This window comes from Evansella sp. AB-rgal1, from assembly GCF_041820985.1.
GTDB lineage: Bacteria > Bacillota > Bacilli > Bacillales > Salisediminibacteriaceae > Evansella.
In genome coordinates this window covers 56,439-82,771 of record NZ_JBGUAU010000003.1, presented here as the reverse complement: position 1 = coordinate 82,771, position 26,333 = coordinate 56,439, and the positions used below count along the sequence as shown (strand labels likewise).

Sequence of the window (26,333 nt, the reverse complement as noted above, 5' to 3'; positions counted from 1 at the left end):
TCACCTCAATTATTCACTTTTTGTAGCTTGTACCTTTGGCATTTGTTGTGTAGTACAGTGTACATTGCCGCCCTCTTTGATAATTGCCATTCCATCTATCGTCCTAATTCTTCTTTCTGGGAAAACCTCACGTAACTTCTCTATCGCTAAACGATCTGTTTCTTCGGCCTGTCCACCAAAAACAGGTAAAATAATGCCACCATTCACAAAATAAAAGTTTAAATAACTTAATGTAAGTCGGCTTTCCTGAAACATTGTATTAGGTGGCTGTTGAATTTTAATAACTTCCAATGAACGACCTTTTGCATCTGTCTCGTTCATTAAAATCTCCAAATTTTCTTTCGTTATCTCATAATTTTCATCTTCAGGATCGTCACAAACTTGCATAATGATCTTCCCTGGTTCAGCAAAGCAGGCAATATTATCAACATGGCCATCCGTCTCGTCGCCACTTAGTCCTCTATTTAACCAAATAATCTTTTCTATGTTTACATACTCTTTAACATATTGTTCAATTTGTTCTCTAGTGAGTTCTGGATTACGGTTTGGATTAAGAAGACATTCTTCTGTTGTAATTAACGTTCCTTCTCCATCTACATGGATAGAGCCACCTTCCATCACTAACGGGGCATCAAAACGTTTGATATTATGGTGTTCCAATACTTTAGGTGCAACTTGATCATCTAAATCCCACGGAGAATATTTTCCTCCCCATGCGTTAAAAATCCAGTTCACCCCTGCTATTTCCCCGTCATTATTTGTAATAAACGTTGGTCCATTATCACGGAACCATGCATCATTATGAGGGATGGATAAAAATTCTATATTCGATTGATCAGAGAAAAGGTTTTCTACCGCTTCCTTTTCTTCCTCGTTTACGATCACGGTCACTGGTTCAAATTCAGCAATTGCCTTTACTAACTCAACATATCCTTCTGAAACAGTTTTGTGGTCTTCTGGATAAACCATGGAATCTTTTACTGGCCATGAGATGAATGTTCTTTCGTGTTCTGCCCACTCTGGTGGCATTGTATATTGTAGTTCATTTGGTTTTACATTACTCAATTTCATCACTCTTTATCTTATTATTTTGACTTCCACCGTACATCATATAATAAAAGTTGTTATTACTCAATTTTGAAATTTTTTTCTTATAATTATTCGTCTACCCTGAAAATACGTGTATCAGACTAATATGGAATACTAACTTTGTTGTTTGTATTCCATTCGCTACTGTCCACTCCTTTCCTGTGGGGAGTTGCCGAGCCCCCTCCGTCAATTCCGCCTAGGAACGTGCCCACGTCCTGTGGGCAACGGCGTCATGTCGCCGTCCTGGCTCCCGTCTGCTACGGTGTCTCGCCTCTACTCTACATCCCACTGGAGTTCGTGGACTTACGCTCATTTCATATACAGTTGATGTTACTAAAACATCTAATAATAATGTATTTTCATCCCCCATGGGGAAAATTATCTCTTTCATTGTTGTCTAAAAACGAGCACTTTCAAAAAAATAGGCAGACCTATGTCTGCCTATTTCAATACAGCTAACAAATAGTTTTCTTTAAAATGACGGTAAATTGTCCAGATTGTTTTGTTCAATTCCATCTGCGTCGCTTCGTAAATGTTCTTCACCGTCTCGTCCACGGAATACATTTACATGTTCAATCTCACCGTTTTTCGCCATTTGTTGAGCCTGTTTATAATCTACAACTTGTCCTGACGATAATTGCAACTCTACGATATCTCCTTCATTATTCTTCCTTACAGCAGTTACCGTTTCTGCCATAGTTATCGCCTCCTTCTGTTGTATTATCTGCATATATTTGTTAACTATAACAAGAGGGATTTTCCATTTCTGTCCTACTTACCTTGAGATAAATTTATTGCCACTAATCCAAAAGCGCCAAGGGTATTCTTTTGCTTCACCACTGTTATCTATTCCGATTCTTGGCCCACTTGAAATAGAGCAAGGCTCATATCCTTCTGCAATATAGAGTGGTGGTTCAAAAAGTGGAAGTCCATAGTCTTCTTTCACAATCCCTAACGCCTTCGTCAACTTTCCTGGTCCACTTGTTAAGTCCGTATCTTTTTTGATTGTTCCTCTTCGTTCATACATTAAATCTATTCCTAAATGTGGTTCTACTGCACGTATGAGTATTGCTCGAGGTGCTTCCTTTGGTCCGCTCACTACATTGACAAGACAGTGAGTATGCATGACATATGTATATACATACCCTGGTTCTCCAAACATGACCTCCGTGCGTTTGGTTCTCCTATTACCAAAGCTGTGAGCCGCTCGATCTTCCGCACCCATATATGCTTCTGTTTCAACAATCCAGCCTGCAGCTGTTCCTTCTTTTGTTTCTTTCACGAGAATTTTACCTAAGAGAGACTGAGCTAATTGTAATGTTTCTTGTTGAAAAAATTCCTTATGAACTGGCTTTAGCATGTTGTACAATCCCCCTTATTATTCTTTTTGTAAAAGTTTCACTAGTCCTCCAATTGATATAAGCTGACCCGTCGCAACTGCGGGCTAGTGTTCAAAGGATGGATAAAGGCCAGTTTCACAAATCGTACCGGTTGATGAATCATAAATGATTGCAACTCTTGATGATCTGAGGTTTTCCCATAACTCTGCCATTTTTCACCATCGCTGGACACCAGCAATTTAAAGCCCACCGTCTCCCAATTGACCAATTCAGCCTCCAATTGAAGTTTTGCTTTATCAGTACCTAGATCCACACTCCACCAATGGGCGGTGGTTTGTGCAGCACAGGTCCAATAAGTCAATGGATTGCCATCCACCGCTTTTCCGCTACCGAAGCGATTTGATTTCGCATTATCACAATCTGTGGCTTGACGAAAGGCATAATCAGTTTTTCTTTCCCCTTCTTGAGTTTCTTTAGGATGCAGCAGAGCAATTAGTTCCTCCTCTGAAATTTCTGCAACGGCAGTGGTGGTGCCAGTTTCTTGAAGCAGGTATTGTTCAACAGCTTTTTTAAATGCTGTTTGACTGATGCTATCCTCCAGTAAAGGGATACCTGAAATCAGCAACCGCCCCGCACCCAAGCGGTATTCCGCCAAATAGCAGCGAATCTCATTGCTGAAAAAATTCGGAACGGAAGAAATCAAGCTCCCTTGTTTCGGCTGAGTAAAATGCACCCCTGCTTCCAGCAATTCTTTAAATTGAAGAGAAGCCTCTTGACCGCTTTCATACAAATTAAATAATGGATGGTGGTTTCTAACCACCGTGCCAATACTATCGTTCGACTTAAAGAAAACCGGACTCCAGAACACCGAAAAGAAATTTCCAGGTTCAACTTGATTGAAGTGTCGAGGGTCTAAGTAAAGATACCCAGATTTTCCTTCGTTTACTTCTGACAAGAAGTCAGAAGACAGTTGATCGGCAACCAGTAACTGATCTGTTACTTCAACCTTAGCCAAACCATCGATCCAAATCCTCCATTGATTTGTTACTATTTTGTCCTCTAAACGGACTTCAAAACGAATTTCCAACTGAAGGAAGTTGGTGATATCTGTAGGTACTTGCCAATGAATGGTGCCAAAACGTTGATAACCGCTGTTGATTTCCGCTAGATCAATGCTTTGTTCAAATAAACAAATCTCCCCGTGGTTGATACTCAAATGGCCCTTCCCAGAGATGGGAACCAGGTGGTCAGAGCGAACACCGCAGTGGATTTCCAACGTTTCACCGATTCTCAAGATTCGTCTGTCAACTTCTGCCATAGGTACTAAGGGACCGCAGACAGCTGCGATTGCTTCTTTAGATACGATGCCCTTCTCCTTCCAAGAAGAATCTAAAAAGCCCACCATTGCGGAAGCCTGTCCCGGATAATCCTGCAGACCTAATAATTGGTAGCCAGCTAAGGAGTCACTACGTATCAACATTTCAATTTCGGCCTTATATTGCTCAAAGGCAAATTTTTGGGAATGTTTTAGGAAATCCTCCGCTTGATCCAACAAACCTTTTTGGGCCAAATCATTGGCCACCGCCAACTCGTTGACTGCCACTAAGTTCCCGGTCATTCTTTGGGGCTCACTTAAATCTGGATAGCTGGCATATTGCCCATTTTCATGGGAAATCGTCGGTACCGGTATATAGGATAAAGAGTCTTCCATATTAAAATCGGTGCTCACCATCATTTGATCCAAAAAGCGATTGCCCCGTAAGCCGTGTTTCTCGTATTCCACCCCAACGAAGAAATCATCGGCACCTTCATAAAAGTCCCGTAGCAAATTGGTCGTATTGGCGGTAACGGTAGTCATGATTTGCTGTTCCTTAAATGGTAACTCCCGAATCAATTGTGCTAAAAACTTAAAATCCCCATGCAATTCATTTCCAACGGCGAAGAAACAAAAACTTGGATGATGTCCATAGGAGGTCACAATTTTTTTCAATTCTGATGGAATCAATTCATAATGCTCAGGAAAATCCCCCACTGAATTGTGGAACCATTCATCCATCCAGAACGGCCCTTCTGGCATTAAATACACCCCCAACCGATCGGCCACGGCAAAAGCCGCTTCTGGTGGACACCATGAGTGGAAACGAATATGATTTAAGCCATGTTCTATACACGTGGTGAAGATCCGTTCCCATTCTCTTTCATCCATGGCCGGATAACCGGTTTGCGGGAAAACAGCACAATCTAAGGTTCCACGCAAAAAGAGTCGTTTGCCAAATAAGAAGAAGTGGTTTTCATCCCAGGTCAAATCCACTAGCCCAAAGGGTTTTTGAAGGGTCTGAGTTTTTGTTGACGCTTTCACATAATAAGTGACTGGTGTGAATTCAGACCAAGTTTGCCATCCTTTCGTTCTACAAACGTACCTACCGATCTCTTCATCCCATCTCATTTTCTGAGGAACTACTTTGCCTTCTTGATCAGTGATCATCACCTCAGGCTCTTGTTTCTGAAGCCTTTCTGCTAATTTGATTTCCACACGTTGTTCTTTTGGATCATACACCGTTGTGATCAGATCTTCTGTGAGTTCATCACTGACATATAACTCACCGATGATGCCAAGCCAATAGGTTTGCGTCTGGTTAGTATAGCCAGAAGCCAACTCTCCTAGATGATAATGATTGCGGTTATCTAATGAGATTGTCACTGTAATTGTTTGACCACTATATTGATCAAAATCAATGGCATAGCGATGGCCCGTAGAAAAGCCCACCTCTTTTCCGATAAAATCCCCATTGATCCATATTGCTGATTCACCTAAAATGCGCTGGAAGAAGATATGCCCCGCCCCTAGCAGTTCACTTGGCAGGTCTACTTCCTTTTGCAACCAGACTTTTCCGCGATAGCTGTATTTTTCTCGGAAAGATGCCACAGATTCCTTGGTCATCTTTTCAGTTAAGGACATATCCAAAGGTGTACCAATACGATTCTCACAGGCGGTTCCCGGCAAGGTAAAGCCTTCGTTTGTGAGACGTGTTTGCTGCCACCCTTCTGTCCTACCTTGGTCATTAGGATCTAAGCGAAATCGCCAATTCCCTGCTAAATTGATTTTCATAGTGTCCTCCTCACAAAAAACTTAAAAAATAATATCTTATATAACATCGTAAAGGGCTTGAAATCATTTGACAATTGTTTATCTAACAAAAGATGGAGTTTTCAATTTGAATAAGTGAAATATATTGTGATTTCGTTTGTGAATCAGCCTGCATTTTCGTTTTCCATCCTATAAAGTAAATCCGTTACTCTAAACATATTTGAATTGTTTTCTTAATTAGTTGTCTTTTCCTAGGCTAGTAAACAAACCTAATAGTATAGACAAGAATAGGATTAAACAACGGAAGAAATGTTTGAAGGAGGGAAACAATGGCTAATCACAGGATTATACGAAGCAAAATGCAGAAAACACGAGTGCTGGAAAACGATCCAATTTTAACACATTATGTTCCAGATATATGCTGGTTTAGTGAAAAAAGTTTGCTTTTGATGTTAAGAAAACATCAAGCAGTGTATATAAAACCAGATAAAGGTAGACAAGGGCTAGGAATTTGGAGAATAGTTACTGAAGATACGTTTTCATATACAATTTCTAATGGAACTGACATTAAAACAACATCGAAAAAAAACCTTTATGATGAGTTGACAAAAATCCTTCATCCAAAGAAAAAGTATCTTATTCAAAAAGGCATTGATTTAGCAACCTATAGAAATAGGCCATTCGATATTAGAATGGTTATGCAGAAGATTGGTAGTCGCTGGACATTTACACTATCAAGTGCCAAGGTGGGCGATCATTCAAGCTCCATAGTTACGTACTCACCTGAAGGCTCATTAGAGATACCACTGGAAAAACTGTTAGTTTCTATCGATCAAGAAATGAATCTGTTATCAGTTTACCGAGAACTCATTGATGTTTCACACCAGATTGCTACCCGTTTAGGTCAACAATTTCCATTTCAAGTACTTGGCTTAGATATGGCTATCGATAAAGATGGCTCTATATGGTTTATCGAAGCAAATACAAAGCCAGATTGCACAGGGCTAAAAAAGCTAAATGATCCAATCTCATTAAAAAAATTTCGAACAGCAAAAGCTATATTTGAAAAAGAAAATAATTCTTTTTTAACTCTAGATTAAAGGGTGATAACATGCCTATTCAGTTACATCACATTAAAAGTAAACTCGCTACAACATACGTTCTTGAAAATACAGAAAACACCAAACCTTTTGTTCCAGATACAGCGTTACTATGTAAAAAATCATTTGAAAGGATGATTTTCGAACATAACATTCTGTATATTAAACCAGATGGCGGTCGGAAATCAAAAGGAATTTTTCGAATTGATCGTCTTAAAGAGCAGTTTATTTTACGTCATAGTGAAACGTCGAATATAAGGAAATATACTAACACATCTAGCTTGTGGAATGATGTATATAACCTAACAAAGAGGAAGAAGTATGTTATTCAACAAGGCGTTGACAGTAACACGAGTGATAACCGTCCATTTGACTTACGCTGCCATGCAGTTAGGATAAAGGGGAAGTGGGTGGTTGCTGGTATTTGTGCCAGGATTGGAAAACAAAATGGAATTGTTACAACAAACTATAAAGGTGGAAATCCTACAGTTATTGAAAATCTATTTACTAACTACCTTCATTTGTCTGAAGAGGAGCAAGATGAGTTAGTAAAGAAATTGCACTTTTGTATACTGTCTACGGTAAATACAATTAGCCCCCTTTATCCTTTAAATAAAGAGTTTGCAGTTGATATTGGAATTGATTCGAATAAAAATGTATGGATATATGAAGTAAATATAGAACCTCTCATTCGTAGAAACTTTAAATTGTTAGATGACAAATCTATTTATGAAAGAATAAGAAGATTAAGATCCCAGGCTGAATAAGTAGATTTGCAAAAAAAGAGCCTCACATCTAGAAGGCTCTTCTGGGAAATACTCTGAAACTCTCCAAACTCCCTCATTTCAAGAAAATAATTAAGGAGTTACCGTAGCTCCTTTGTTTGTTGGAGGAGTTGTAACCTCCGGAACGTCTTCATTTCTTTTATTAAATAGTTGCTTGAACTTGCTAGATACATTTAGTAATTTCTGCTGTAAATCCATGCTCGGCTCCATACCTTTAATATTCATTTGATATGCTCGAATCATCGCTACTGTTGCTATAGGGTCGATGAGAGCTCGTTTTACTACTGTTGTAATAACATAAGCACCTACAACAGCAAGAAAACCTAAGAAGGATTCTGCACCTGCATTAGAGGCTAGTAATCTTGCTAATCCCATAAGAGGGAAGACCGCCATTAGAAAGACAGCAATATTTAATATATAGACAAATGCTACGATTCCCGCTGCTGTTGTAATGATTTTTTTCCAGCTTTGTGCATATAACACTACACCATCAGCAGCTGACTTCCAGACTGTTTCTTCTCTCTTTTCCGATTTTCTTAGCATGATATAACTTAATATAGCTTCATCTATATATCCTAAGCTTACTGCCAATATGCGATTTAGAATCGCTATAATATTTTGTGAGCCTGGAACAAAACTAAAGAAATTACCGATCCGCATCATCCAACGTTGTATTTGTTTAATAGCGCCAAGGACTAGCTTATCAACAACAAAACATACATTTGCTGACCCGAAATTTTCTCTCACTTGTTCCTTTCCATAAGCTAATTGCCCTTTCCCTTCAGGTACGTCACCATTTCTCAGTATTTCAGTGATAACCGAAACATGACCTACCTTTACCATGTACAAGACATACCTTTCAACAAATCTCAATGCAGCTAAAACAGTAAAAAATGTTCCTAGTATGATAATGAAAAAGAATCCAGCACCAAATTCAAACATTTTAAATAATAAAATACTAAATCCTAGCATAAGTCCTAAAAACAAAAAAGAGGCGACAGCAAAAAGAGCGTATACAATGATACGCGAAATAAAGAACGGCATCGTACGCATAATCAGTTTTGATACAGACATTCATCAAACACTCCCCAAAATCTTTTTTGTTTCATTTTTTTCTTTACGGGTATTACTAAGGTAGAACCTGCAAATGTTCAACTCTACTACTTCTGTCCCCCCTCTTTATTTGTCATCGCAAGTTACATTTTATGGATATCAGACATTCGGCACAATAATTATAAAGTTCTAAATATTCCATCAACATAAATAGTTATACAAAAGTATTAGTTATGATTTACTAGCAAAAAAAAGAAACTACACTTGTGTTAACAAGATGTAGTTTCTTTTCTTTATTTTATAATAATTATGGGACAAATCAGTTGATATCCCAGTGAATACACGATCGAATATTTATGATTATAGACCCAGATCCTCTTACCTATGGTAATTACTTCTTCTGAATAAATACTACCTTCAAATAGTTCCCTTCTTTAAAATCCTTCCTTGTCCGGAAGTCTTCTGGAAGAGAGAATGTTTCTATAATAGAGTAGTTTCCTCCTGATTCATTGAACGCTTTCTGAATAAACCCTTTGAATTTGTCCATTCCGAAACCAGCATAATTGGTGGAAGCAACAATCATACCATTGAGTGATGTAATCGCAATAGCATCCTTTATTAGATCCTTATAGTCTTTTGCTACACTAAACGTGTGTTTCTTGGATCTAGCAAAACTCGGCGGATCCAAGATGACCATATCAAACGTTATATTATTCTTTTTTGCAAAATCAAAATACTTAAATACATCCATTACTTTAATATCTTCTGTATCAGGATTGATATTATTTAACTCAAATTGCTCCTTCGTTTTCTCTAAGCTTCGATTAGCGAGGTCCACACTTGTTGTTTTTCTTGCTCCACCCACTGCTGCGAAAACCGAAAATGCACCAGTATAAGAAAATGTATTTAACACCGTTTTCCCTTTTGCATATTTATCACGAATTGTTTTTCTAACATCTCGTTGATCCAAAAAGATTCCTGTCATAGGCCCTTCGTTTAAATAAACGGCAAAATTGACTCCGTTTTCCTTTACCATTAACGGGAACTCTCCTCGCTCACCTATAACAAAGTCATCTTCCTCAATATATTTACCACCTGTATCAAATCGCTTTTTCTGATAAATCCCCTTATACTCTATCAAGCTCTTTAATGACTCAATGATAAGCTCTTTAAATTGATAAACACCTTCACTATACCAGCTCAGAACATAAAAACCATCATAATAATCAATGGTTACACCACCAATTCCATCGCCTTCTCCGTTGAAAACACGAAAGGCAGTGGTGGAGTCATCTTGATATAAAGAGCTTCTTCTATTCAATGCAGTACTAATTTTTTTATGAAAGAATGCTTCGTCAAAGAGCTCGGTCTCTTTTTGCGTGAGTATCCACCCATATCCTTTATTCTGTCTTCCATAATAGCCCCTACCTAAAAACTCTCCTCTTTCGTCTATTACTTTAACAAGTTTCCCTTCTTCTTTTAAGTCTTGAACATTTATTATTGCCTCTTTTATAAGTAGGGGAAATCCACTTTGGTATTTCTTAGCAAAGCTATTTTTAATCTTAACTTGAATTTCTTCCATGTATTTATCATCCTTCAAAAACTCTTATTAGTTTATATATTCTCCACCTGGATACAGTGTGGAGCTAAATAATCTTTTTGATTGTGGTAAGCCAGTTTTACTACCTTTTGTTTCCTTTTTTAATTCTCGATATTCATTGGAAAAAATATAAGCCGCTTCATTGTCATATATGATAACTTGGTCTTTGTTTTCACCAAACAAATCTCCTTGTACAACATACCCATCTACAGGGAATCGAATGACAGGTTGTAAATAGCCATCATATAATGTAGGTGTAATTCCTCCACCTCTTCGATAGGCAAGTATATAATCTAACTCCCTATCATCCCAATTGCGTATCGTGTCAATGATCGTTAACCAACCTTTTGATTTTCTATCTTCCTTACAGATTTCTTTTCCATTAGCATCTAAAAGAAAAAGACCATCTTTCCCATTTTCATTTCCTCTAATAATACGATCAAGACCAGCTATTTGTAATCCAGGATAATCACTTCGGAATTTCCCTAACGCTATATGCTGCGATTCTACCGATCCATCATATCTCCAAATCTCTTTGCCTCTCGGATCATACATTACAGTAACACTACCACCAATGACAATATCGATTGCTTTCGAATCAGGGTTCACATGACCCGTCCAAATACAATCAGCATGATCCTCTAAATCGGTACATGACCATAATACACGTCCATCATGGTCAAGACAATCATAACCGGCTATTACCTCATCATGTCCATCCCCATCCAAATCACACACCCATGGAAAGTGGCCAACATTCCCTTTATGAGTCCATAAAAGTTCGAAGTCGTTGTTTAATGCCCACATCGTTTTGTATCGATCTTTTAAAATAATATCCTGTGGGAAATCATTCCCCGACAAATTTGCGATAATGATACAGTCATGAGCCTCTGCGCTAGGTAGTGGGAACGATTTTTTTACACTCCCTGTTTTCCCATCCAGGACAAGAAATCTCTTATTCATTATACAGAGCACTTCGTTACAGCCATCTCCGTCTATATCGTATATTTGAGCAGGATAATCCGAACCTGGACCTCCTGCATGTTCGTCCGGTTTCCCTACTTGCCAAAGAGTATTCCCTTCTAAATCAAATGCGGTTAAACATATTACTTGATGTGGTACATAACGATCATCAATCCCACCGTCCGCTTGAACCATTAACAGCTCCATTCTTCCATCTTGATTTAAGTCTCCTAACAACATTTTGCTTCGTAAGCCCGCTTCTCGAATATCAAGTTTGGTTAGTAAAATCGGTTCTTTTCTATTATCCATTTTACATTTCCTCCTAATTAAAAACTACTTCTTACTATTGTCACAATTCACCTCACTAAGTTGTTGACAACGTTTTCAAAATGCATTTTAATTAAATTACAACGTTGTTATTAACTATATGACATTGGTAGTCTATTTATATTATAAACAAGTTACTTTGGAGGGGAAAATGCATGGCTTATGAATTGGTGGAAAAACTTAAGCAGCAATATAAAGAAAGCTCTGGGAAATGGTTTGGCTATAACTGGCATTATGTAGAAGGTTGTATTTTAAAAGCATATTTAGATAGCTACGAACAAACTGGAAATGAAGAAGATTATCTTTTTGTAAAAAATTTTATTGATCAACTTGTCGACGAAAATGGAGACGTTTCTCAAATAAACACAGATTACTATAGTATTGACCAAATTAGAATGACGGCGATTCTCCATACACTTTATAAAAAAGAAAAAGATGAACGTTATAAAAAGCCAATGGATTTAATTTATAACCAATTAAAGACATATCCTAGAACGAAAACAGGAAACTTTTGGCATAAAACAAATTATCCGCACCAAATATGGATGGATGGTCTTTATATGGGGCAGCCATTTTATGTAGAGTATATAAAAGAGTTTGAAGAAAAGAAGGATTACTCCGATACACTGAAACAATTTAGAAATGTACGAAACCTTCTCTTTGATGAAGAGACACAATTATATTACCATGCGTATGATGAAAGTCGCGACATGTTTTGGGCCGACAAAGAAACTGGTTTATCCCCACACGTTTGGGGAAGAGCTTGTGGTTGGTTTGTGATGGCACTCGTAGACCTATTAGAGATGCTAGAAGGCGAAGACGTGGATACATCTGAATTTAAAAGTCTCTTAACAGAAGCAGTTGATGGTATGCTTCGATATCAGCATATCAGTGGAATGTGGTACCAAGTTGTAGAGTATAGTGGTCGTAAAGGGAATTATTTAGAGTCTAGCGGAACTGCTATGCTAGCCTACGCAATGTTAAAAGGTGCTCGTCTAGGATACTTGTCCGCTGATTACATTCCATTTGGAAAAGCAGCTTTCGATGGTATTATCGAGCAATATGTTACAGAAGAAGATGGAGAAGTGTTACTAGGTGGAATATGTAAAAGTGCCGGATTAGGTACCCACCCTGAATTAGGAATCGTTCGTAAAGGAGATTACGAATATTATATTAACGGTGAGCCTATTGTTATCAATAACGGACACGGAGTAGCTCCATTCCTGATGGCTTACAACGAAATAAAACAACTAGCTTCAAAGTAAAAAAATTAAATGAGGTTGGGACATAACGAAAGTGTAGATCTGAAAATACGAACGATAAGTAACCTTTTAGCGAAGTATATTTCCGTAGCGAATACTTTACGCAAGTATCATTTCGTTCGGATTTCTCAGCGTTGGAAACACTTTTGTCTCAGCCTCATTCTTTTTATTTTCTAAACTCAGCCAAACTTAAACAACTTTTAAGTAACAAGCGCAGCATTTTCAGAAACTGCGCTTGTTACTTGTTAAATCGCAGTTTTAAATAAAAGCCAATATTTTTCAAACATGGATGTAAACTCTTTACTTAATGGCTCGTTTGTGGAAAATAAATCAGGATTCAGCAGAAGCATTTCTGTGATTATTTCCGTTAGCATTACCGTATCACACACGAGTACATCTGCATCTCCAAACTTCCCTCTGGACACAGCTTGAAGTCTCTCTAGCGTCTCCTCTACCTTCCAAAAGTGCATAGACCATGATAAACCACAATGTCTTCGAGATGGAACAGGAATTTCAGTTCCGTCAGGCATTACTGTATATAGCTCTTCGTGAGTATCAGTTAATCTTCCAGGGATGTCTATCCATTCTTCAATACCATGAATAAAGGTATTTTTTCGCAAATCTACTCCAACCAAAACAATTTGTGCTTTTTTATCTAACAGTTTTCCCCATGCAGAACCTCTTGCACATGGAGTGTCAAATTGCTCATCTCCTGAAACAAAGAAAGACGCATCTTTTCCAACAGCTGCAACAGAATGAGTAGGGTGCAGTGACCTTACAGCATCTGGACGTTTTCGAAACAATTCCGGTAAAATACCAACACAAGAAGGAGAACTGTCTACATAATATCTAGGATTCTCCTTATTGATGTACGACCACGTATGTGTTGGAAAAACTAGTAATCCTTTTTTCATATAGTCACCGAATACATCTAGTACAGTTTCTCCTCTCCCTTCCACCTCACCAATTCTCTTATAGGAAGAGTGGACAAGAACGGTACCTGTTTCATTGATACGTAGTTTCTTTAATTGATCTAGTAATGTTTTCTTTGTATGCATAATCGCTCTCCTAATTTACTGAGTTAACCAACACCATTATATCATTTTACTGCTTCCAAATTAATTACAACTTTTCAAATCACAAGTTTTCGTTTTTTTTGTTTATAATAGGAAGGGAAACAGAATATCTAGCAGTTTAACAATAATTATTAACTGCATAAGGAATTTTAGGAGGGAATTTAATCATGAATACATACACTTTAAAAATAGGGGAGATATCTAGACAACTACCTATCATCCCAATCTCTGATAAATTAAGCATTGCTAGCTTTGTTATTCTAGGGGATACGGAGCTTGTTATGGTTTCCGCTCCTTTGCTTGCAAAGAAAATACCTCCTGTTGATGTTATCGTGACGGCAGAAGCAAAAGGAATTCCCTTTGTTTACGAGCTTTCGAAACAACTAGAAATGAAAAGATATGTAGTTGCGAGAAAGACAATAAAGCCATATATGGAGCAACCATTAGTAAGTGAAGTGGTTTCCATTACTACCCAGAAAAAACAGCAGCTTTGCCTTGATCAAGCAGATGTGGATTTCATTAAAGGGAAAAGTGTGGCTATTGTGGACGATGTCATTAGTACAGGAGAATCCCTTCGCGGTTTGGAAGAGCTTGTGACAAAGGCTGGTGGAAATGTTGTTGCAAAAGCCGCTATTTTAGCAGAGGGAGATGCCGCTGAAAGAGATGATATAATCTTCCTAGAGAAATTACCATTATTTTTCAACTGATTTGCGTATGTATGTTAGGTATGTGAAAGGGATATACCATTGTAGATTATTACATTATTGTTTTCCATACTGCCTGATCGAACGGAGGGAAAGTGTGAAGATTACGTTTTTAGGAACTGGTGCAGGGATTCCAGCAAAGCATCGAAATGTATCATCCTTAGCTTTGCATCTAGATAATAAACATAGTTCCATTTGGCTTTTCGATTGTGGAGAAGCAACACAACACAAGATTTTATATACACCCATAAAAACTCGAAAGATAGAGAAAATATTTATTACTCATCTTCATGGTGATCATATATTCGGTCTTCCTGGGCTCTTGGGGAGTCGTTCTTTCCAAGGTGCCGAAACACCATTAACAATATACGGTCCACCTGGGATTAAAGAGTTCATTGAAACATCTCTACGTGTAAGCACCACTTATTTACACTATCCTTTAACAATTGAGGAGATTAAAGAAGGTGGGGTGTTGTTTACTAATGATGATTTCACTGTCTCATGCGCTCCCTTACTTCATGGAATTACCTGTTATGGTTATCGAGTAGAACAACAAGATTTCCTAGGTCCTTTACTTATGGAAAAAGTAGGGGAGGCAGGCATTCCAAATGGACCTCATTTACAAAAGTTGAAACGTGGGGAAACGATTACCTTACCTGATGGCCGGTCATTCGAAGGAAAAGACTTCATTGGGCCCTCTAAGAAGGGAAAAATTGTTACTATTTTAGGTGATACACGCTATACGGAAGCTTCCATTCGATTGGCAAGAGATGCTGATTTACTAGTTCATGAATCCACTTTTGCAGTTGGAGATGAAGCTTTGGCATTTGATTATTTTCATTCCACTGCAGTTCATGCGGCAGAAATTGCGAAAGCTGCAAATGTACGGAAACTGATATTAAATCATATTAGCTCCAGATATCAAAAGGATGCTGTGGATCAACTGCTGGAAGGGGCGAAAGCTGTTTTTTCACATACATTTGTAGCGGAGGATTTGGCTTCGTTTTCACTTTGATGGCACAACACGAAAATGCTTCCACAACATTGTTGTGGAAGCTTACTTTTGTCCGGGAACCACGTCCTCCCTAATCATCCACTAGTTCCATCCAGCTCACTAGATGATGAATGGCAAACCCTAAAAAGGAAGGATCATTTCCATACTCTCCCCAAACAATATCTAATTGCTCTCGTAATTCGGACTCCGTTTTCCCATAAAATGTGGTATGAATTTCAGGTAACTCAATGGTTTCCACAGCTATTTCCACCTTTATTCCAAACTCATTTGCCCAACCAATTTCATTAAACACTAATTGGTTTATTCCATTTGCGCCTTCCGCTTCCTTTCGATAGGCCATAATAGTCACACTATCAACTTCTTGAACAATCCACTTTCCCAAAACATCATTACCGAAATGGTTGTCGTAATGAATCTCATCAAACCAAAACGGAATATCGACGGCAAGTGGCAATTGTAGTTCCTCCAACGCTTGGACCATGTCTCTTATATGATTTTGGAAGTTAATAACCAGTTCTTCTTTTTGTTCCTCCCAGTTGGTAAGTAAATAAAACTCAATATCTAGATGCACCCCTTTAAACATAGCTACTTCATCTGATGTTTCTTGATACATAGAGAGCCAGGATAATAAGGCTGTTTGATCCCCCATATCCCATGTTGGAGCACCATCTAGAGCATGAACATCCACACCTATTTCGTGCATTGCACTAATAAATTTTCGATAGCTTTGATACGATATTGACCTATTAATTTGAAGATATACTATATTTACCTTCTGTTTTTGTAAAAAGTCTATCATTTTTTCTACTTCTTGATGTGACTCGATTAGCGCTGTATCCCAAAGCCACGTCGACATCTCGATATCATCCTTTTTCTCATGAATATTTGTAAAAAACAACCACACTAGTACAATAGGAATTATAAGCATTCCTAAAAGTAGTACTTTTTTCATATATCAATTCCTTTCTACCTAAGAAAACAGTTGGTAAGTTAAGATAATTCATATAAAATTAAGTAATTATATCAACCATTTACAGATTTGCTCTAGGAGGATTTTCCTTGAAAAAACGAACGATTATTATTATTACACTGTTACTATTACTTCTTAGCATACCATTCCTACTGTGGTTCACGAAGGAGGAACATGAATTACATGTCGTGATCATCGACAAAACGGTTCCAGACGATGACAAAAGAGAACATAAAGGACTTACGTGGCTGTTAAATTATGAAAAATATGTTCACCAAACATCACTAGAAACATACTCTATCGATGATTATTATGGATTTTTTCCATTAGATGATTATGAATATGAAATAAAAGAGTTACCCCCTGACTTAGAAAATCTAGATCTCATCTATATAGCCGATACGTACGGGGTTTTTCATGAAGAGTATTATGAACAAAGTACTTCTGGTGATCGATCTGAAAAAGTGTACGGAGGCATCTCTGTAGATGAAATAGAAACGATCAAAGGATATTTATATGATCAAAAAACGACGTTGGTAGCCGAATTCAATAGTTTTGCAAGTCCAACAAGTTATGATGCCCGCTCCGAGTTAACGAACTTACTATCATTAGACTGGACTGGCTGGATCGGAAGATATTTTCAAGAGCTTGATAGAGAATCATCCGATGAAGTTCCTGCATGGGCAGTTGAACAATACGAAGCTCAACATAATTCAGACTGGGATTTCTCAGATGGTGGTTATATTTTAATTCACGAAGATGATACGATCGTTGTTTTAGAAGAAAACATCCATGTAGGGTCTCAAGGAATTAACGTAGCTTTTACAGAAAAAGGACAAGACATGTTTAATTTACATCAAAGTCCTCGCTATTATTATTGGTTTGATATCATCACTCCACAATCTGAAGAGGATATTGTTGCTACGTATAATTGGGATTTAACAGAAGAGGGCGCTACTCTGTTACGACATTATGATATACCAACTACTTTTCCTGCTATTGTCCATTCTACTAGTAAAGGATTTACATCTTACTATTTTGCAGGAGATTATGTTGATATTAAAAATGTCCCTTCTTTTTATCAAATCGCGGGTTATCCGACATTTAAAAAATGGTTTACCTTGGATAGGATTGGAAGTACCGAAGCTTTTTATTGGAAAACGTATGTGCCACTGATGCAAACATTGTTGCACTCGTTAACGAAAGAAGTACCATCTAATGATTCTGTATTGGAGCCTTTTGAAGATGAAACTGGGTTATATAGTGCAAGGATACAAGATCAAGTGTATGAAGTGTATGTCGATAATGAGTGGAAGGAATTAACGATAAAAGGAATTAACTTAGGAATTGCCAAGCCAGGGTATTGGCCAGGAGAAACTGCTATTACAGAAGATGAGTATTATCGATGGTTTCAATTAATGGGAGAAATGAATGCCAACTCCATACGTGTTTATACATTACATCCTCCTGGTTTTTACCGAGCACTAGAACGATATAATCGTTCTGCAGAAGAACCGTTGTATTTGTTCCATGGTGTTTGGATTGGTGAAGAGGGATTAGAAGAAACATTGGATGCATTTGATCCTGAGAATATAGAGCCTTTTAAAGAAGAAATAACTTATGTTATTGATGCCATACACGGAAATATTCAATTACCAGAAAATCCAGGTCATGCAAGTGGAACTTATACAGCCAACATCGCTCCTTACGTTATTGGTTGGATATTAGGAATAGAGTGGTATCCTGAGATGGTCTTAAACACAAACGAACATTATGCTTCATTAGGTGATTACGAAGGGAATCACATTTATACAGAGGGAGCAGAACCGTTTGAATATTGGTTAGCAGAAATTTTTGATTACACATTAGAATACGAACATAGTCAATATCGATGGCATCGCCCTATCAGTTTTACGAACTGGGTAACAACAGACTTACTAGAGCACCCATCTGAACCGTCTCTTGAAGAAGATCTAGTAGGGGTAAATCCTAATACAATTTTTCTAAAAGATCATATGCGTTCAGGGCAATTTGCTTCTTATCATGTATATCCTTATTATCCAGACTTTTTAAACTATGATCCTGACTACATTAATTATATTGATCATCGAGGTGAACCAAATAATTTTGCAGCATATTTAAAGGATTTACACGCTGCCCATACCATGCCAGTTTTAGTTGCTGAATTTGGTGTTCCAAGTTCCAGAGGACTAACCCACGAGAATCCATTTGGCTGGAATCAAGGTTTTCTCTCTGAGCAAGAACAAGGAGAAATCAATGCTCGCTTATTCGAAGATATTGTTTATGAAGGTATGCTAGGAGGATTAGTGTTTGCCTGGCAAGATGAGTGGTTCAAACGAACATGGAATACGATGGAACTCGATAGTCCTTATCGAAGACCTTATTGGTCTGATGCACAAACGAATGAACAAAACTTTGGGTTAGTAAGCTTTGATTCTTTAAAAATTCCGATTAGAGGTGTGAAAGAGGATTGGACTACTTCTCCACTATATGAAGGAAGTGGAGATGAACAATCGTTACGCGGATTTTATGTAGATCATGACGAACGATATTTATATCTTCGAATTGATGTAGAAGGATTACATGAAAATAATCCTTTTGAAAACGTGAATTTGCTAGTAGCTATTGACTCGATAAAAGGCCAGGGTATTACAGACCTCCCATTTGATACGAATATTTCTATTGAAAATGGTGGAATAGATTTTCTAATTCATTTAAATGGTATAGAAACATCAAGGATACTGGTAGATAGCTACTATGATCTGTTTCACTTTCAATATGGACACGAATTAGGAATGATCCCAGATTTAGCTTACGCTTCTGAAAAGAACAATGGAGTTTTTCATCCAATTGAGTTAGTGACAAGTAAGGAAATGGTCATTCCTACAACTAACGAAGTTATTCCTTTTACTTCTTATGAAACAGGTAAACTTCGTCATGGCATTGCAGACCCTTCTTCCGACGAGTATGATTCATTGGCTGACTTTTACGTTAGTGATGATATGATTGAACTTAGAATTCCATGGGGTCTCTTACATGTTAAGGATCCAAGCTTGAAAGAAGTAGCAGGAGACATATGGAGTGATGGGTTTGAGGCAAGTGAATTTATTGAGGGAATGAGCTTTGCGGTGATATCTTATAAACCAGACAAAGACGGAGATAACGAAACTGGAACAAATGGGGTAACAATCATGGACTCGTTCCCTTCGAATGATAACGGTCGTATCGACGCTAGTCAGATGGAGAGCTATAATTGGAACATATGGGAAATTCCTTCCTATCAAGAAAGATTAAAACCATCTTACTTTATACTTCAAGAATTATTCCGAAACTATTAGGAGAAAGATAACAGCAAACATCTTGCTTTGAAACTATAAGACATTATTACTGCCAAGAAGTTGGTAAATAAAATATAAAGGGTGAATGTAAGGTATTCTTCGTTCACCCTTTTTTTGTCATTTTTAACTATCTAACGCTGTATTAAAGAGAATATCTAAACTAACTTTATATTAATATTTTCTCTAAACATAACTCTCTATTTTCTATTTCTTCTCGTAACATTATCAGAAATTCCTCGTCTAGATCTAATTCTAACGCTTGGTGATAAGCTTCAAGTAGTTGTTTATCTGTTAATCTAAACACTATACTAACCCCTTTGAAATGAATGATTATTATACAGAATCTATTATTTTCATATATTGGTTACATTCCCATCAATATGAGTTAGGAAACATTTTTTTAGAGAAACATAATAAACATAACGTTCTAAAAATAAGACAACATGCTACTCAAGAGACAAGCTATAGTTCCACCTAGGTAAGTGAACAACCTGAAGTGAAATTAACAACAACAGAAAAGAGGATTTTGAATAAATATCTATACTTTTTGGCATAATATATTAAGTTTTTTAATAACGCTTACATTTCGTTTTTGATACAATGAGAGCAGACTTGTACTAATTTTTTATTTTAGAGGAGAATTGACATGAATAAAAATAACCCAAAACCAAATGTACCGATTGTAACTCACATTTACACTGCGGACCCTTCCGCTCACGTATTTGAAGGGAAGCTATATATCTATCCATCACATGACTTGGATCATAACGAACCATCTAATGACAACGGTGATCAATATAAGATGGAAGACTATCACGTTCTATCTATGGACGATTTGAATTCACCTGTTGTAGATCATGGAGAAGCACTTCATGTGAAAGATGTACCATGGGCGTCAAAACAAATGTGGGCTCCTGATGCAGCATTTAAGAATAACATGTATTATTTATATTTCCCTGCAAGAGATCATGATGGTATTTTCCGAATTGGAGTAGCAACTAGTGATAAGCCAGAAGGTCCTTTCACTCCTCAAGAAAACTACATACCAGGAAGTTTTAGTATTGACCCTGCTGTTTTTGTAGATGAAGATAATAAGGCTTACATTTATTTTGGAGGACTTTGGGGCGGACAACTGGAAAAATGGCAAACAGGTACATTTAAACCTGATGCAGAAGATCCAGCATTAGATGGCCCTGCTTTAGGTCCTATTGTAGCGGAATTAAGTGAAGACATGCTTACTTTTAAAGAAGAGACGAAAGAAGTTTCCATTGTTGATGAGGATGGAAATCCAATCCTTGCTGGTGATGAGGACAGAAGATTCTTTGAAGGGCCTTGGGTTCACAAATATAACGGACTTTACTACTTGTCCTATTCGACTGGAACAACTCACAAAATTGTTTATGCAGTTAGTGAAAATCCACAAGGACCATTTACTTTTAAAGGGACTATTCTTAATCCAGTAATAGGTTGGACAACTCACCATTCCATCGTTGAGTTTCAAGGAAAATGGTATTTATTCTATCATGATTGCTCTTTATCTGATGGTGTAGATCACAAGCGTTCTGTAAAGTATACGGAGATTACTTATAATGAAGACGGAACAATCCAAACAATTGATCCGTACGAAAATAAATAAGATAGCTTTGAAAAGACTAACTCGTAGACATGTGAGTTAGTCTTTCTTTTTTCGTAATATATTGATACAAAAATTAATTATATTATGAACTTATAAATGAGAACATTGTATGATTAATTGAGAAAAGGGAATAATAAAATTAAGGAAAAATATTATTAGATATTCAAATCAAATGATAGATTGAGTTTTTTATTACTAGGGTCAAGGAATGAAAACCCTTACAATCGGTATCTATTTGAACATTTTGTGAAAAAAATTCAATCTAAGTCTCTTTCCTTGACAATAAATATCTACTATATGATAATGAGTATCGAATTAGAATTATTACAGTAAAAGTTTTTACTGTATATCTATTACTTAATCTTACAACAATTTTAGGAGGATTTTAACTATGTCTTTAATTGGAACTGAAGTAAAACCATTTAGCGGAAAAGCATTCAAAAACGGTGAGTTTATCGATGTAACAGAAGATAGCTTTAAAGGTCACTGGAGTGTACTTTGTTTTTACCCAGCTGACTTCACATTCGTTTGCCCAACAGAACTTGAAGATTTACAGAACGAATATGAAACATTGCAGAATCTTGGAGTTGAAGTTTTCTCAGCTTCTACTGATACTCACTTTACACATAAAGGTTGGCACGATAGCTCAGAAACAATTGGTAAAATTACGTATGGAATGATTGGTGACCCTTCTCAAACACTTTCTCGTAACTTTGAAGTATTAAATGAAGAGTCAGGTCTTGCTGATCGTGGTACTTTCATTATTGACCCAGATGGTGTTATACAAGCTGTGGAAGTAAATGCGGGCGGTATTGGTCGTGATGCAAGTATCTTAGTAAATAAAATTAAAGCAGCACAATACGTTCGAAATAACCCAGGTGAAGTTTGCCCGGCTAAATGGCAAGAAGGCGGAGAAACACTGAAGCCAAGCTTAGACCTTGTAGGTAAAATTTAAGGAGTGCAATTACATGCTACTTGATGCAGAAATTAAAGCTCAATTAAACCAGTATATGCAGCTAATGGAAGGTAAAGTATTACTTAAAGTTAGTGCAGGAACTGATAAAGTATCAAATGACATGCTAGCTCTTGTTGAAGAGCTAGCTTCCATGTCATCGAAGATTGCTGTTGAAAAAACAGAATTAGAAAGAACTCCAAGCTTTAGTGTCAATCGCATCGGTGAAGATACTGGGATAACATTTGCTGGTATACCTTTAGGTCACGAATTCACTTCTTTAGTGTTAGCTTTACTACAAGTAAGTGGACGACCTCCAAAGGTTGAGCAAAATGTTATTGATCAAATTAAGAGTATTCAAGGTGAATTTCATTTTGAATCCTATATCAGCTTAAGCTGTCACAATTGTCCAGATGTTGTGCAAGCACTAAACTTGATGAGTGTTTTAAATCCTAACATCACTCATACGATGATCGATGGTGGTGCTTTCAAGGAAGAAGTAGAAAAGAAGGATATCATGGCAGTTCCAACTGTCTTCTTAAATGGAGAATCCTTCAGTAGTGGTCGAATGACACTAGAAGAAATCCTTGCAAAAGTGGGTAGTGGTCCAGATGCTTCTGCCTTTGCTGATAAAGGCCCATTCGATGTATTAGTAGTAGGTGGTGGTCCAGCTGGGGCAAGTGCAGCTATCTATGCAGCTCGTAAAGGAATTCGTACAGGAATCGTTGCAGAACGCTTTGGTGGACAAGTGATGGACACGCTTAGCATCGAGAATTTTATTAGCCAGAAGTATACAGAAGGACCTAAGCTTGCAGCTAGCTTAGAAGAACACGTGAAAGAGTATAACATTGATGTTATGAACTTACAGCGTGCGAAACGTCTAGAGAAAAAAGATATGATCGAATTAGAACTAGAAAATGGTGCGGTTCTTAAGAGTAAAAGCGTTATTATTTCCACAGGTGCTCGCTGGCGTAATGTTGGTGTTCCTGGAGAGCAAGAGTTCAAAAATAAAGGTGTAGCTTATTGCCCACATTGTGATGGTCCTTTGTTTGAGGGAAGAGATGTTGCTGTTATTGGTGGCGGTAACTCAGGTATTGAAGCAGCAATTGACTTGGCAGGGATTGTAAATCATGTTACAGTACTCGAGTTCATGCCAGAGTTAAAGGCTGATGAGGTGTTACAGAAACGTCTATATAGTCTTCCAAACGTAACGGTTATCAAAAACGTTCAAACGAAAGAAATTACTGGCGATGACAAAGTGAATGGTATCACGTACATGGATCGTGACACAGAAGAAACTCATCATATTAAGTTAGCAGGAGTTTTCGTTCAAATCGGTCTTGTACCTAATACTGATTGGTTAAAAGGCGTCGTTGAACAAAATCGCTTTGGTGAAATTGTAGTGGATGGTCATGGTGCTACAGACGTTCCTGGAGTATTTGCTGCAGGAGATTGTACAAATAGTGCCTACAAACAAATAATCATTTCTATGGGATCTGGAGCAACTGCTGCGTTAGGAGCTTTTGATTATCTCATTAGAAATACAACGTCTGAAGAAACAACTACTACTATTTCTTAATCGAGTTACAATAAGGAATATAAAAAGTCGCTACCTATTTTATCCAAATAGGAATAGCGACTTTTTTATTTTGAAAACGCAAATATAGTTAAAATACCAAGTGTTGCTAATATTGTAGTCCTAACCTATCCTACGTTAGAATAGACAATTTGATTTCTACCTTTATCTTTTGCTTCATAAAGTAGTTTATCTACTTTCTCTACTAACTGATCGGACTTTTCCCCTTTTTGTCTACAACTTCCAAAACTCATCGTTACAGAGAACGATTCTTCGCCATAGTAAAAGAGATGGTTTGCGATAGTATCTTTTATTTCAACTAACATCTTGTCCACTTTTTCTCTGTCAATTGAATAAAAAATGATTGCAAATTCTTCCCCGCCATAACGAAAACAATTACCTTGGTTTTGCGGAATAATGGAGCTAATCATGCCACTGATCTGACATAACACCTTATCGCCTGTTACATGACCATATCTATCATTAATATACTTAAATTTATCAATGTCAGAAAGAACGAGATAAAAATCTTTACCACTTTCTAAATCTGTTCGCAAATGTTCCTGAAAGGACCGGTGATTTAATAAGCCTGTAAGATAGTCTCGATTTGCTGCTACCTCAAGTAAATTTCTCTCTGAGTGTTGCTTTCTTTCTCTTGAAACGATAATTCCCCCTAGAAAACCCATTAATAAGAAAAAGACAATTTGGGTGGAATAAGGAATGAGTATGTTTAGCGTAACTCCTTGAACTTGGGTGAAATATATGACGGTATATAACAAAGTAAAAAGAAAAGCTGATATGAATCCTCCGGCCAACTTCCAATATACTGACACATGTAAAATAATTAAATACGCTAAAGGAAAGAGGGGGCTATCTATACCTCCAGTTAATGGAACTAGGGCTGAGTATGCAATAAAATCAAAAAATGGTCCTCCTTTTGTCATTGTTCTGTACATGACTGAATCTTGAGGAGACTTATGTAAATAAAAATCGGAAATACCCATATAGATAATTCCAAACACAATTAAAGCTACAAAAATTGTAAGTCTCAAAGTATTAGGGTTATCAATGTATTGAATAGTGAAAACAACAGCAGAAACTATTAAGAAAAACCAACGTAACGATGAAAAGAGAATTTCTAGTGAATGATCTGACTCATAAGAATCTTTAATTAACCTTTTCATTGCTTCACTTCCTGTTATTTGTCCTTTCTTTTATTATAATGTAAGATTTGGAATAATCTATAAGTAATTGTTATCTGATTCACGTATTATGGGGCATGAAATGAGCGAGACTTCTTGAAAAGACTTGATAGTCTTTGTTTAAAACAAAACAATAAGAGTAAGAAATTTTGACGTTTTTTTAAAGGATGATGAGTTCGAAAAAGACGCCAAGAGGGTCTTAACGGGTTTACTTCAGAAGTCCAAAACGCCAATTCACAGACGAATTCACACGATAAATCACGCATATTTTCAACTAGATTCACATATTTCGCAAATTACAATAGCACGAAGGTTCTTCGTGCTTATTTCACTAACGAGCAGAAATAAATGAGGTTTTATTGGAAATTTATTGGATAAACTTAGCTTATCGCCAAGTCCATGTATCCTTATCCTAACCAAGTGAAATAAAATAAGCGGAGAAATTCCGTCTAAGATCAAAATTCACCTAATTTCGTGGCAAATAAGTGGAGTTTTTCCGACTATGTAAAGGAAATTCACCCTTTTTAAATAGATTTGAGTCAATAACCGGAATTTCTCCGTTTATTAAGACTGTTCCCCGTGCTTTTTATTAAATAAGGGAAAATTCTCCGTTTATTTATTCAATTATGCATTTCTCCTCGTTTCTTTCATTACATTGCTTGAAAAATTTTATATATCCTTTCATTTGCTTTAATATAAATATCCAAGTCCTTCGCTTTCACATTAGAATTCGCATGGCAAATCACATCACAATCACATGAAGGCTATATTTATTTCCACCTATGTGAATAGAGATGTGATTTACTTTGTGATTTCACATCTATTTATCAATAAAACACTATGTGATTTCTTATTTGAAATCGCACGCGATTTCGCTTGCGAATGTTTTTTTGCACCACTGAAGTAAACCCGTTAGGAGGGCCTTGGGACGTTTTAATTTAAAACGAATTGCTTGAAAACGACGGGACATATTTTGAATTTGAATAAATATTAATCTAACAAATAGTCTAAAATCAAATTATCAACGCTCTAACAGAGCCATTTATAAAAAAAGCGCAAGGCGCCCTCTCAGGACCGAAATGCAAATGTTCTGGACGATAAAAAGTGCTTTTTACTTTTTAATCGGCCAGGTTATTTGACACGAGGTCCTGGCGCCTGGAGCTAGACACCTTTCTAAGTTCAAAAATTATATACTTTTACCTTTTAAAAAAAGGTATTGGCAAATCGCCAATACCT

Annotated in this window: 21 protein-coding genes; 9 read left to right on the top strand and 12 right to left on the bottom strand. The window is 37.0% G+C overall.

Features of this window, described 5'->3' with window-relative positions; all coding sequences use genetic code 11:
- Nucleotides 1-9: 9 nt before the first annotated feature.
- The 5 genes from ACERII_RS03195 to ACERII_RS03175 form a co-directional block, all read right to left on the bottom strand.
- Nucleotides 10-1,029 carry an agmatine deiminase family protein gene (locus ACERII_RS03195; protein WP_373640199.1) on the bottom strand — a complete coding sequence of 340 codons (1,020 nt, stop codon included), beginning with the start codon at nt 1,027-1,029 and terminating at the stop codon, nt 10-12.
- Nucleotides 1,030-1,285: 256 nt separating this feature from the next.
- Nucleotides 1,286-1,459 (bottom strand): hypothetical protein, encoded by a 174-nt coding sequence (locus tag ACERII_RS03190; RefSeq protein WP_373639993.1) that lies wholly within the window; start codon nt 1,457-1,459, stop codon nt 1,286-1,288.
- Between the two features lie 102 nt (nt 1,460-1,561).
- Entirely contained in the window at nt 1,562-1,786 is a 225-nt protein-coding gene (locus ACERII_RS03185) for a DUF3892 domain-containing protein (RefSeq protein WP_373639992.1), read from the bottom strand.
- A 78-nt stretch (nt 1,787-1,864) separates the two neighbouring features.
- Nucleotides 1,865-2,449: a DNA-3-methyladenine glycosylase gene (locus ACERII_RS03180; RefSeq protein ID WP_373639991.1), complete on the bottom strand. Its 585-nt coding sequence runs from the start codon at nt 2,447-2,449 to the stop codon at nt 1,865-1,867.
- 41 nt (nt 2,450-2,490) lie between these two features.
- On the bottom strand, nt 2,491-5,538 hold the full coding sequence (locus tag ACERII_RS03175; protein ID WP_373639990.1) for a discoidin domain-containing protein: 3,048 nt from the start codon (nt 5,536-5,538) through the stop codon (nt 2,491-2,493).
- A 308-nt stretch (nt 5,539-5,846) separates the two neighbouring features.
- On the opposite strand from ACERII_RS03175, the gene ACERII_RS03170 reads away from it, so the two are divergent.
- Complete coding sequence (locus ACERII_RS03170) at nt 5,847-6,617, top strand: YheC/YheD family protein (RefSeq protein WP_373639989.1); 771 nt, start codon at nt 5,847-5,849, stop codon at nt 6,615-6,617.
- Between the two features lie 11 nt (nt 6,618-6,628).
- Nucleotides 6,629-7,384 carry a YheC/YheD family protein gene (locus ACERII_RS03165; protein ID WP_373639988.1) on the top strand — a complete coding sequence of 252 codons (756 nt, stop codon included), beginning with the start codon at nt 6,629-6,631 and terminating at the stop codon, nt 7,382-7,384.
- A gap of 90 nt (nt 7,385-7,474) precedes the next feature.
- Here the strand turns inward: ACERII_RS03165 and ACERII_RS03160 are convergent, their stop codons facing one another.
- The 3 genes from ACERII_RS03160 to ACERII_RS03150 form a co-directional block, all read right to left on the bottom strand.
- The gene (locus ACERII_RS03160; protein WP_373639987.1) at nt 7,475-8,476 is read right to left on the bottom strand and encodes a hypothetical protein; all 1,002 of its coding nucleotides are present in this window, start codon (nt 8,474-8,476) and stop codon (nt 7,475-7,477) included.
- 370 nt (nt 8,477-8,846) lie between these two features.
- Nucleotides 8,847-10,037, bottom strand: coding sequence for a class I SAM-dependent rRNA methyltransferase (locus ACERII_RS03155; protein WP_373639986.1), 1,191 nt, complete (start codon nt 10,035-10,037; stop codon nt 8,847-8,849).
- A 27-nt stretch (nt 10,038-10,064) separates the two neighbouring features.
- The gene (locus tag ACERII_RS03150; protein WP_373639985.1) at nt 10,065-11,327 is read right to left on the bottom strand and encodes a rhamnogalacturonan lyase family protein; all 1,263 of its coding nucleotides are present in this window, start codon (nt 11,325-11,327) and stop codon (nt 10,065-10,067) included.
- 173 nt (nt 11,328-11,500) lie between these two features.
- On the opposite strand from ACERII_RS03150, the gene ACERII_RS03145 reads away from it, so the two are divergent.
- Nucleotides 11,501-12,610 carry a glycoside hydrolase family 88/105 protein gene (locus tag ACERII_RS03145; protein ID WP_373639984.1) on the top strand — a complete coding sequence of 370 codons (1,110 nt, stop codon included), beginning with the start codon at nt 11,501-11,503 and terminating at the stop codon, nt 12,608-12,610.
- Nucleotides 12,611-12,852: 242 nt separating this feature from the next.
- Here the strand turns inward: ACERII_RS03145 and ACERII_RS03140 are convergent, their stop codons facing one another.
- Complete coding sequence (locus ACERII_RS03140) at nt 12,853-13,665, bottom strand: AAC(3) family N-acetyltransferase (RefSeq protein WP_373639983.1); 813 nt, start codon at nt 13,663-13,665, stop codon at nt 12,853-12,855.
- A 185-nt stretch (nt 13,666-13,850) separates the two neighbouring features.
- Here ACERII_RS03140 and ACERII_RS03135 point away from each other — a divergent pair, with 185 nt between their 5' ends.
- Together ACERII_RS03135 and rnz are read left to right on the top strand one after the other, a co-directional pair.
- A complete protein-coding gene (locus ACERII_RS03135) occupies nt 13,851-14,390 on the top strand; it encodes a phosphoribosyltransferase family protein (RefSeq protein ID WP_373639982.1) in 540 nt (179 codons plus the stop codon).
- Nucleotides 14,391-14,484: 94 nt separating this feature from the next.
- Entirely contained in the window at nt 14,485-15,402 is a 918-nt protein-coding gene (gene rnz / locus ACERII_RS03130) for a ribonuclease Z (protein WP_373639981.1), read from the top strand.
- A gap of 70 nt (nt 15,403-15,472) precedes the next feature.
- Here the strand turns inward: rnz and ACERII_RS03125 are convergent, their stop codons facing one another.
- A complete protein-coding gene (locus ACERII_RS03125; protein WP_373639980.1) occupies nt 15,473-16,354 on the bottom strand; it encodes an amidase in 882 nt (293 codons plus the stop codon).
- 107 nt (nt 16,355-16,461) lie between these two features.
- On the opposite strand from ACERII_RS03125, the gene ACERII_RS03120 reads away from it, so the two are divergent.
- Complete coding sequence (locus ACERII_RS03120) at nt 16,462-19,731, top strand: glycoside hydrolase family 2 protein (RefSeq protein ID WP_373639979.1); 3,270 nt, start codon at nt 16,462-16,464, stop codon at nt 19,729-19,731.
- A 166-nt stretch (nt 19,732-19,897) separates the two neighbouring features.
- On the opposite strand, the gene sda is transcribed toward ACERII_RS03120, so the two are convergent.
- Entirely contained in the window at nt 19,898-20,035 is a 138-nt protein-coding gene (gene sda, locus ACERII_RS03115; RefSeq protein ID WP_373639978.1) for a sporulation histidine kinase inhibitor Sda, read from the bottom strand.
- A 342-nt stretch (nt 20,036-20,377) separates the two neighbouring features.
- Between sda and ACERII_RS03110 the strand changes: the two genes are divergently transcribed.
- The 3 genes from ACERII_RS03110 to ahpF all read left to right on the top strand — a co-directional run bounded on the left by ACERII_RS03110 (nt 20,378) and on the right by ahpF (nt 23,898).
- A complete protein-coding gene (locus ACERII_RS03110; RefSeq protein ID WP_373639977.1) occupies nt 20,378-21,367 on the top strand; it encodes a glycoside hydrolase family 43 protein in 990 nt (329 codons plus the stop codon).
- A gap of 391 nt (nt 21,368-21,758) precedes the next feature.
- Nucleotides 21,759-22,322 carry an alkyl hydroperoxide reductase subunit C gene (gene ahpC, locus ACERII_RS03105; RefSeq protein ID WP_373639976.1) on the top strand — a complete coding sequence of 188 codons (564 nt, stop codon included), beginning with the start codon at nt 21,759-21,761 and terminating at the stop codon, nt 22,320-22,322.
- A gap of 13 nt (nt 22,323-22,335) precedes the next feature.
- Nucleotides 22,336-23,898 carry an alkyl hydroperoxide reductase subunit F gene (gene ahpF, locus ACERII_RS03100; RefSeq protein ID WP_373639975.1) on the top strand — a complete coding sequence of 521 codons (1,563 nt, stop codon included), beginning with the start codon at nt 22,336-22,338 and terminating at the stop codon, nt 23,896-23,898.
- 125 nt (nt 23,899-24,023) lie between these two features.
- Here ahpF and ACERII_RS03095 read toward each other — a convergent pair whose 3' ends face one another.
- Nucleotides 24,024-25,079: a GGDEF domain-containing protein gene (locus ACERII_RS03095; protein ID WP_373639974.1), complete on the bottom strand. Its 1,056-nt coding sequence runs from the start codon at nt 25,077-25,079 to the stop codon at nt 24,024-24,026.
- Nucleotides 25,080-26,333: the final 1,254 nt, after the last annotated feature.